Annotated in this window: 1 protein-coding gene; it reads left to right on the top strand. The window is 39.5% G+C overall.

What is annotated here, in order from left to right; translation table 11 throughout:
- The first annotated feature begins 440 nt into the window (after positions 1-440).
- Positions 441-1,871, top strand: coding sequence for a P-loop NTPase fold protein (locus AB6C75_RS23410; RefSeq protein ID WP_372109498.1), 1,431 nt, complete (start codon positions 441-443; stop codon positions 1,869-1,871).
- Positions 1,872-1,905: the final 34 nt, after the last annotated feature.

Genomic DNA, 1,905 nt, shown 5'->3' with positions numbered 1-1,905 from the left:
AAACTCACTCTACCATTTACCCAGAAATCAAGCTCATCTAAGCGGAGAAGAGCCCAGAGGGTAATGACAAACACGACAAGCAGAAAGGTAGGATGGGTTATGTTGATTAGTTTAATCGAGATAGCAATGAGTCAGAATGATGTCACTCTTCAGAAAGAAATTTAGTTAGCAGAAAAAGGGGCAGGTCGTGCTTTTGCCCCACGTATTAGTTTTGTTCATCTGATTATGAGCCATGAGTAGACATGGTTCTATCGAGCCCAACAAACTTTGGGGCAGAGACGATTTAGATTTATAGAGCCTAAACAGTGAAACAAGTTATCTACCAGAAGAAAGGAATAACCTAGAGTTTGCTCTCGAATATGAAGGGTTTAAACATATCGGCTGGTGAAGCATAAGCGCCCAGATGATACTATATGCACATACGGGTAAATAGGTGTGTCATGAGATATCAAATAGAAAAACCAGCAGATAAAGATCTTTTTGATAGTAGCGGTCATAGTAATGCTGCAAATGCAATCAAAGATGTAATTTTAAACCAAAAGGACATTCATGCCATCGGGCTAGAGGGAGAACTTGGTTCAGGAAAGAGTACAGTACTACGTTTACTAGAACAAAAGCTGCCTAGAGAAGAATATAAATTTATCACATTTGATGTTGAGCAATTCCATCACTCTTCGACAAAAGCATCTTTCATAAAACACTTTCGCGATTGCGTTATTGAACTATTTGGCTCCGATTCATCACCTGACGCCAAAAGAACAAAACGAAAAGTGCAAAAAGCTGCAGATAGAGCGCTGGGTAATGATTTAACATACACTAAAAAAGTTACAAGTAACTTAAGCTGGTACACTATTTCATTCGCGATTTCTCTAATGTTTTCTGTTAGGTACGCTAAGGAATCTCTAGAGCACATTCTAAACACAGCTCGCTTCCTTCTTTCTGATGCTCCTACATATACATTCGGAGTAGAAGAAACTATCACGACGTTTTTAGGTTTATCACCCATTGCTGTAGCGTTATTGATGCGTTACCAGCGCACTCAAGAACAGAATCAAAATGAAGATGATAGGAAGGTTCCTAATATTGGTGATATTTTCAAACGAAACTCGGAAGACAAAATAACTGAAAAACTGCATGTCACTAGAGAGGTTGGTGCTAGCGAACTAAAACAAGCTTTCCAAAAGATTGTATCTGCTATTCCAATTGATAAACATGTCATATTGGTCATTGACAACTTGGACCGCGTTGATAATGAGAAAGTACGAGAGGTTTGGAGTGATCTCGAGACATTTACGTCATTTGAGGGTGATAACCTACGTGTAATAGTCCCTTTTTCTGAAAAACATGTTGCTGCTGCTTTATCTGATAATGATGTAGCAGATGGGTCAGAGTTTATATTGAAAAGGTTGCCTGTAAAATTCCGAACCCCGCCAGTTGTATCCGCTGGTTGGAGAGAACCTTTTGAATATTACTGGAGAGAAACACTTCCAAATTACAGTGGCCTAGAGCTCTGCGCTGAGATTATTGATGTTTGGGTCACACAACACAAACAGATCACTCCTCGTTTTCTGAAAACACACATCAATGAAATTGCTGTAGCACTCGCTTCAAACCCTGAAGCCGTTTCGCCAGTAGCTTGCTCAGCATATCTATTGGCACAGCGTTCAAACAAGTTATCATTTAGGGATATCATTTCCTCAAACAGTGATCCAAAAGAAGAGAATTCGAGGCAACTGGTTTCATTGACACACAAGATACTCAGAAAAACCTTAACTGATGATGAATGGTCTTCACAAATAATGTCTATACACTATCAGACTCGCTTTGATGTCGCCAAAAGTGAGCTCTTAGAGTCAACACCTATCATTTAAGGTGTTTAGATCGCACAGTGTAGCGAGTCTTACT

It is taken from the genome of Vibrio sp. 10N.237.312.B06, from assembly GCF_041464685.1.
Taxonomy (GTDB): domain Bacteria; phylum Pseudomonadota; class Gammaproteobacteria; order Enterobacterales; family Vibrionaceae; genus Vibrio; species Vibrio tasmaniensis_A.
This window is presented reverse-complemented; position numbering and strand designations above follow the sequence as displayed.